Below are 6,240 nucleotides of genomic sequence, written 5' to 3' on the forward strand. Positions count from 1 at the left end.
TGTTCGCGTCATGAGATCCGCGCGGTTGCTCCAACTCATGTTGCGTTTGCAGGGCAGTCGTGGCGTCGTTGCCGATCAGTTGGCCGACGAGTTCGGTGTATCGGTGCGGACGATCTACCGCGACGTGGCCTCGTTGTCGGCTGCCGGAGTGCCGATCTGGACCGAGAGCGGACCGGGCGGTGGCGTCCGTCTGCTCGACGGTTGGCAGTCCAAACTCTCCGGTATGACGGACGACGAGACGTCCGCGCTCATGCTGTTGGGTGTGCCGTCCATCGCTGCGGATCTCGGGCGATCCGACGCCGTCGGTTCGGCGGGGGCCAAACTGCTCCGCACCCTGCCCGGACCGCTGCGCGAGAGCGCGCGCCTGTGGCAGGACCGAATCCTGGTCGACGTCCCAGGCTGGTTCGGCGGCGTCGACGACATCTCCGCGCTTCCGATCGTCACATCTGCCGTGCTCGACTCGCGTCGGCTGCGGTTCATCTATCGCGATCGGGAGCGGACGGTCGAACCGCTGGGGTTGGTCATCAAAGCCGGCGTTTGGTACCTCGTGGCGGGTTTGAACGGACGTACCCTCTCGTTCCGGGTAGGCCGCATCAAAAACGCCGTGGTAGAAGATGATTCGTTCGCCCGGCCGTTGGATTTCGACCTGGCGTCGTGGTGGGCGGCGTCGATGGCCGAGTTCGACCGGTCGCTGCTCCGTTTCCACTGCCGAGTGCGGGTGTCGCCTGAGGGAAGGCGTCGGCTCCCCGATGTGGTGGGCGAGCTTGCCGCTGCTGTCGAAGTGGGACCAGAGGACAACGACGGATGGGTGAGTGCCGAGCTGAAACTCGAGAGCGAGGATGTCGCGCTCTCACAGTTGATCGGGCTGGGCGTAGACGTCGAGGTGCTCGAACCCTCGTCCTTACGTGAAGGGATGCGCACCGTGGCGGAGCGGATGCTGCTCCGCCACGGTTAGGTGATCAGGCCGTCGCAGAACGCTTTGCAAGCAGACGGGTAATACCTAGTTGAGCTGCAACGATGATCGCACCAACCACCAGGCCAAGCGCTGCCGACGCAAGTGTGTTGACGATCCACGCCAATACACCGCCGACTCCGGCGATGTCACTGACTGCTTCTTCGCCATGATGAACGGCATCGTAGAGCGGGTGGAAGCCCAGTTCGTCGATGCCGACCAACAGGATGTGGCCACCGACCCACAGCATCGCGGCGGTACCCACCACCGAGAGCACTGACATCACGTGAGGCATGCCGCGAACCAGGCCTCGGCCGACCTTGTGGGTGAAGCCCGATGACGTCTCGGCGATTTTCAAGCCGATGTCGTCCATCTTCACGATCAGTCCGACGACGCCGTAGACGACCACGGTGATGACCACGGCAACGACGGCGAGAATTACCAACCGGCTCCAGAAACCTTCGCCCGCGATGGTGTTGAGTGCAATCACCATGATCTCGGCGGACAGGATCAGGTCGGTGCGCACGGCGCCCGAAACCACAGCCTCTTCGTCGCGCGGATGCTCGCCGGCCGTTTCGTGGTGGTCACCGTGGCCGAAGATTGCACCCCAGATCTTGTGCACTGCTTCGTAGCTGAGGTAACAGCCGCCGACCATCAACAGGGGAGTCAGCAGCCAGGGAAGGAACTGACTCAGCAACAGAGCGATCGGCAGAATGATCAGCAGCTTGTTGCGCAGCGATCCGATGGCGATGCGCTTGATGATCGGTAATTCGCGTTCGGCCGCGAGCCCGCGGACATACTGCGGTGTGACGGCTGCGTCGTCGATGACCACGCCTGCAGCTTTGGCGGTCGCCTTACCGGTTGCGGCGGCGACGTCGTCGATCGAGGCGGCTGCCATACGAGCCAGGGCTGCCACGTCGTCGAGCAGGGCGAAGAGTCCGCCGGCCATCACAGACCTCCAGTGGAATCAGTGGAAAAAGGTGGCCGGACCGAACCGGTGACGCAATTACTTGATCGCACGAGGTCTCTATCCATGATCGTCGTAGGTGAGGTCAGGTCACCTGGAACGATACCGGGGGCATCCGTCAGGGACGACCTCGCTCGGTCGATTGCCCTTCGTCACGAAAGGTCTTCCCGACCCGGTGCTCGCATGTAAGACTGCACAGAAGATCGATCGAAACGGGGCACTATGCGTGAACCAGACACTGCACAGGTCGCCAAGACTTTCGACGCAATGGCGGCGCACTACGACCGACAGATCGGGCGCTTCGAACGCTTTGTGCTCGGTGACGCCCGGAAATGGGCTGTGGACCAGGCCCATGGGCGCGTGGTCGAGATCGCCGTGGGAACCGGGCTGAACCTGCCTCTCTACGGGGATGACGTCGATTACGTCATCGGCGTGGATATCTCGAGTGCGATGCTCGATCAGGCCAGGATGAAAGTCTCCGAGGGGGTGAAGACCGAAGTCGACCTACGTCTCGGCGACGTGCAAGCACTCGATGTTCCCGACGAGTGCGTGGACACGTTGGTGTCCACGTACGCCTTTTGCACGATCCCCGATCCGGACCGAGTTGCGAGCGAAGCATTTCGGGTCCTGGTGCCTGGAGGTCGGTTCGTTCTCGCGGAGCACGGGCCAAGCAAGAACATTGTTGCGCGCACATTGATGAAGGCCGTGGAACCGCTTTTCGTACGGTTCGGTGCTGATCACCTCACCCGCGAACCGGTCGGATACCTCGAAAACGCAGGCTTCCTGATCGACGAGGTGCAGCGCAGCGGACGGGGCGGAATCGTGTTTCGGGTGGTGGCGCGGAAGCCGGATCCCGAATGGACGGCGCTCGGTCACTGACGTCCGAGCACCGTCCATGGAGTTTGCTCAGCCCAGGCGCTCCAGGATGGTCGCGTTGGCCAACCCACCTGCCTCACACATGGTCTGGAGCCCGTAGCGCGCGCCGCGCTGTTCCATCGCATTGACCAGGGTGGTCATGATCCGCGTTCCACTGCCGCCCAGCGGGTGACCGAGTGCGATGGCGCCGCCGTGGACGTTCACCTTGGACAGGTCGACGCCGGTATCCGCAGCCCACGAGAGGACCACTGGGGCAAAGGCCTCGTTGACCTCGAACAGGTCGATGTCCGAAACCGTCAACCCTGCACGGGCCAGGACCTTCTGCGTAGCCGGGATCACCGCGGTGAGCATGTATAGCGGATCGTCGCCGGCGACGGCGAAGCTGTGCAACCGTGCCTTCGGGGTGAGGCCGAGTCTCGCGGCGATCTCACTGGTCGTGATCATCACCGCCGAACTGCCGTCCGAAAGCGGGCTGCTGTTGCCCGCGGTGATGGACCAGTCGATCTGCGGGAATCGCTGTGCGTAGTAGTCGGATTCGAAGGCGGTCCGTAGGCCGCCAAGGGTCTCGACCGTGGTGCCGGGGCGGATCGCTTCGTCGACCGACAGCTGCGGGAGCGTAGCGAGTTCCTTGGTGAAGTACCCACTCTCGGTTGCCAGCGCGGCTTTCCGATGACTCGACGCCGAGAACTCGTCCAGTTGGGTACGGCTCAGTCCCCACTTGGCGGCGATCAATTCGGCGCTGATGCCCTGCGGAACCAGACCGTCCGGGTAACGCTCTTCGAAACCTACCCCGAGTGACTCGCGCCCGACGCTGCTCGAGCCCATCAGCACTCGGCTCATCGACTCGACTCCGGCAGCGACGACGATGTCGTATGCCCCGGCGATGACACCCTGAGCGGCAAAATGAACCGCTTGTTGGCTACTTCCACACTGTCGGTCGACCGTGGTCCCCGGAACCGACTCGGGGTAGCCGGCGGCAAGAAGTGCAGTGCGAGTGACATTCTGGCTTTGCTCGCCGACTTGACTGACCGCACCGCCGATGACGTCGTCGATCAGTGCGGCATCGATTCCGGTTCGCTCGACCACCGCTTTCAGGCTGTGGGCGAGCAGGTCGACGGCATTGATGCCGTGCAGTGCGCCGTTGGCCTTTCCCTTGCCGATCGGAGTGCGAACGGCTTCGACGATAACTGCGTCTCTCATGACAAATTCCTTTCAGGGATGGCGGATTCAGCGGGGACAACTGGGGAGGGTGCAGTAGCCGGGGTCATTCCCAGTGATGCCAGTGCAGAGGCAAGCGCGACAGCGAAGATCACCCACCAGGCCTGACGGAAAGTGTCAGGGGCGACGGAGGAGCCGAGAACCGCGATCAGAACGCTCACGCCGAGAACGGTTCCGATCTGTCGGCTCATGCTGATGATTGCGCTACCGGTGGCTGATCGAGCCGGCGCCAGATCTGCGGTGGCCTGGGACAGAATGGTCGGGAGGGCAAGGCCGACGCCGATTCCGGCGATGATCCAGCCCGGCAAGAGTCCGGTCGCGTAGTTGGGCGTTGAATCGACCGAGACGAGGACCAATACCGTTCCGACAGCCCACAGAATGCTGCCGAGTGCGGCGACGCGTCCGGCCGAGTACTTGCGCGAAAGCGAGCCGCCGGCGATTGCGAACAGTGGAACCAGAAGTGGACCCGGCGAGACGGCGAAGCCGGTTCGCAATGCCGAGTATCCCCAAACTTCCTGCAGCCAAAGGATGTTCGAGAGCAGACCGGCGGCAAATGCCGCACTGAACAAGATGGCGGTGACGTTGGACCAGGCAAATGAGCGGATCTTCAGAAGGTCGGGAGCAATCAACGGAGTGCGATGGCGAGAGTTGCTCCACCAGAACGAGAGTAGGGTGACGGCGGCGACGGCGAAGGCTATCAGAACGCGGCTGTCGGTCCATCCCCAGTCCGGACCCTGGACGAGAGCGAGTGCAAGAGAGCCAATTCCGACTGTGAGCAGGGCGGCGCCGACGAAGTCGATTCCGGCATCGCTGTCTTTGTGTGTCGTGTCGGGGACGAGCCGGACTGCCAAGTAAAGCAATACGATCCCCACCGGAACGTTGATCAGGAAGACCCAGCGCCACGACGCTTCGACGAGAATCCCGCCGACGACAGGCCCGAATGCCGCTGCTGCCGCACCGGCCGCCGCCCAGATGCGCACGCCGGATTGGCGTTTCGCAGCCGGGAGTGCGCTGATCAAGAGGCCGAGGCTGGCCGGGGTGAGCGCTGCGGCGCCGACTGCCTGAACGATGCGGAATGCCACCAGTGCCCACAATGACGGACTGAAAGCGCAGGCGGCGCTGGCGAGGGTGAACAGCGCGAGGCCGGCGATGAAGGCGCGCTTGTGCCCGATCCTGTCCGCCCAGCGTCCGAGGGGTATCAACAGTGCGGCGTAGATGATCGCGTAGCTGTTGAGGATCCAACTGAACTCGCCGAGCGAGTGACCCGGGTAGCTCTTGGCGATGTCGCCGAAGGCCACGTTGACCACGAAAAGATCGAGGCTGGCGACAAACGGCGCCCCCGACAGTATGGCGAGGAGGGGCCCGGTCCGCACCGGCTGGCTATGAAGTTCCATAGTCAGCAATCTAGACTCTGGCTATGGTTATGGCAAGCCAGGGGGTATGGTGAATTGCATGGACGCTGTACGACTGACCGGAGTGCTCGAAGATCGCGACGCCTGGCGGGCCACGCACTGTTCGATCGGGCGGGCCATGGAAGTGGTCGGCACTCGCTCGGCAATGCTGATTCTGCGAGAGGCCTATTACGGCACAACGCGATTCGACGACTTCGCGTCGCGAGTCGGCATCACCGAGGCGGTCGCGTCGGCGAGGCTGAAAGAACTCACTGAGGCGGGCCTCTTCGAGCGTGTGCCGTACAAGGAACCTGGAAAGCGGACGCGGCACGAGTACGTGCTCACTGAGAAGGGTCGTGACCTGCTGCCGGCAGTTCTGGCGCTGATGCAGTGGGGGGACAAGTACCTGCACGGCGGAAAAGGTGGACCGTTGGAGGTGGCGGACGACGCCACCGGCGAGCGCGTTCGCGTCGAGGTGCGCAGTGAGTCGGGACGTGAAGTGCCTTTGGGGGAGTTGCGGGTATCTGTCAACAAATCGCGCGGGCGATAGCTTTTGGCGCGCTCGAATATTCATGTACTTCAACGGGTCTCGAGTGTTCTTTGCTTTTGAAGTTGTCCGTTATGTCTCTGGTTATCGAAAGTATGTTCGATTAAACTTTGGGTATGGACAGTCGGGATGCGTGGCAGCTGGATGGTGAGGGCCTCAAGAGTGAGGTTCTGGATCTGGTGCGTGTCCGGCACGAGTTGCAGTCGCGGATGGTGTTGTTGATCGTGGAGATGTTTTCCCGGGAGACTGTGGTCGGGAAGGGTTTTCGGGCGATCGCGCAGTGGTTGCA

General features: G+C 62.7%; 6 protein-coding genes and 1 pseudogene. 4 read left to right on the top strand and 3 right to left on the bottom strand.

The annotated features are described in order from the left end of the window. Positions 1-10 precede the first annotated feature (10 nt). Positions 11-955, top strand: coding sequence for a helix-turn-helix transcriptional regulator (locus tag ACFWEM_RS19625; RefSeq protein WP_378536124.1), 945 nt, complete (start codon positions 11-13; stop codon positions 953-955). Between the two features lie 4 nt (positions 956-959). Here the strand turns inward: ACFWEM_RS19625 and ACFWEM_RS19630 are convergent, their stop codons facing one another. Continuing rightward, positions 960-1,901 carry a DUF808 domain-containing protein gene (locus ACFWEM_RS19630; protein ID WP_378536126.1) on the bottom strand — a complete coding sequence of 314 codons (942 nt, stop codon included), beginning with the start codon at positions 1,899-1,901 and terminating at the stop codon, positions 960-962. A gap of 240 nt (positions 1,902-2,141) precedes the next feature. Here ACFWEM_RS19630 and ACFWEM_RS19635 point away from each other — a divergent pair, with 240 nt between their 5' ends. Continuing rightward, the gene (locus ACFWEM_RS19635; protein ID WP_378536128.1) at positions 2,142-2,798 is read left to right on the top strand and encodes a class I SAM-dependent methyltransferase; all 657 of its coding nucleotides are present in this window, start codon (positions 2,142-2,144) and stop codon (positions 2,796-2,798) included. 27 nt (positions 2,799-2,825) lie between these two features. Here ACFWEM_RS19635 and ACFWEM_RS19640 read toward each other — a convergent pair whose 3' ends face one another. After that, on the bottom strand, positions 2,826-3,995 hold the full coding sequence (locus tag ACFWEM_RS19640) for a thiolase family protein (protein WP_378536130.1): 1,170 nt from the start codon (positions 3,993-3,995) through the stop codon (positions 2,826-2,828). Then, on the bottom strand, positions 3,992-5,407 hold the full coding sequence (locus ACFWEM_RS19645) for an MFS transporter (protein ID WP_378536132.1): 1,416 nt from the start codon (positions 5,405-5,407) through the stop codon (positions 3,992-3,994). Before ACFWEM_RS19645 ends, ACFWEM_RS19640 begins: the two co-directional genes overlap by 4 nt. A 58-nt stretch (positions 5,408-5,465) precedes the next feature. On the opposite strand from ACFWEM_RS19645, the gene ACFWEM_RS19650 reads away from it, so the two are divergent. Beyond that, the gene (locus tag ACFWEM_RS19650; RefSeq protein WP_378536134.1) at positions 5,466-5,954 is read left to right on the top strand and encodes a winged helix-turn-helix transcriptional regulator; all 489 of its coding nucleotides are present in this window, start codon (positions 5,466-5,468) and stop codon (positions 5,952-5,954) included. Positions 5,955-6,067: 113 nt separating this feature from the next. After that, a pseudogene (locus ACFWEM_RS19655) lies at positions 6,068-6,240 on the top strand (HNH endonuclease); the annotation flags it as partial.

Origin of the sequence: Rhodococcus sp. NPDC060176 (genome assembly GCF_042728675.1) — a bacterium.
In the GTDB taxonomy this organism is placed as follows: domain Bacteria; phylum Actinomycetota; class Actinomycetes; order Mycobacteriales; family Mycobacteriaceae; genus Rhodococcus_F.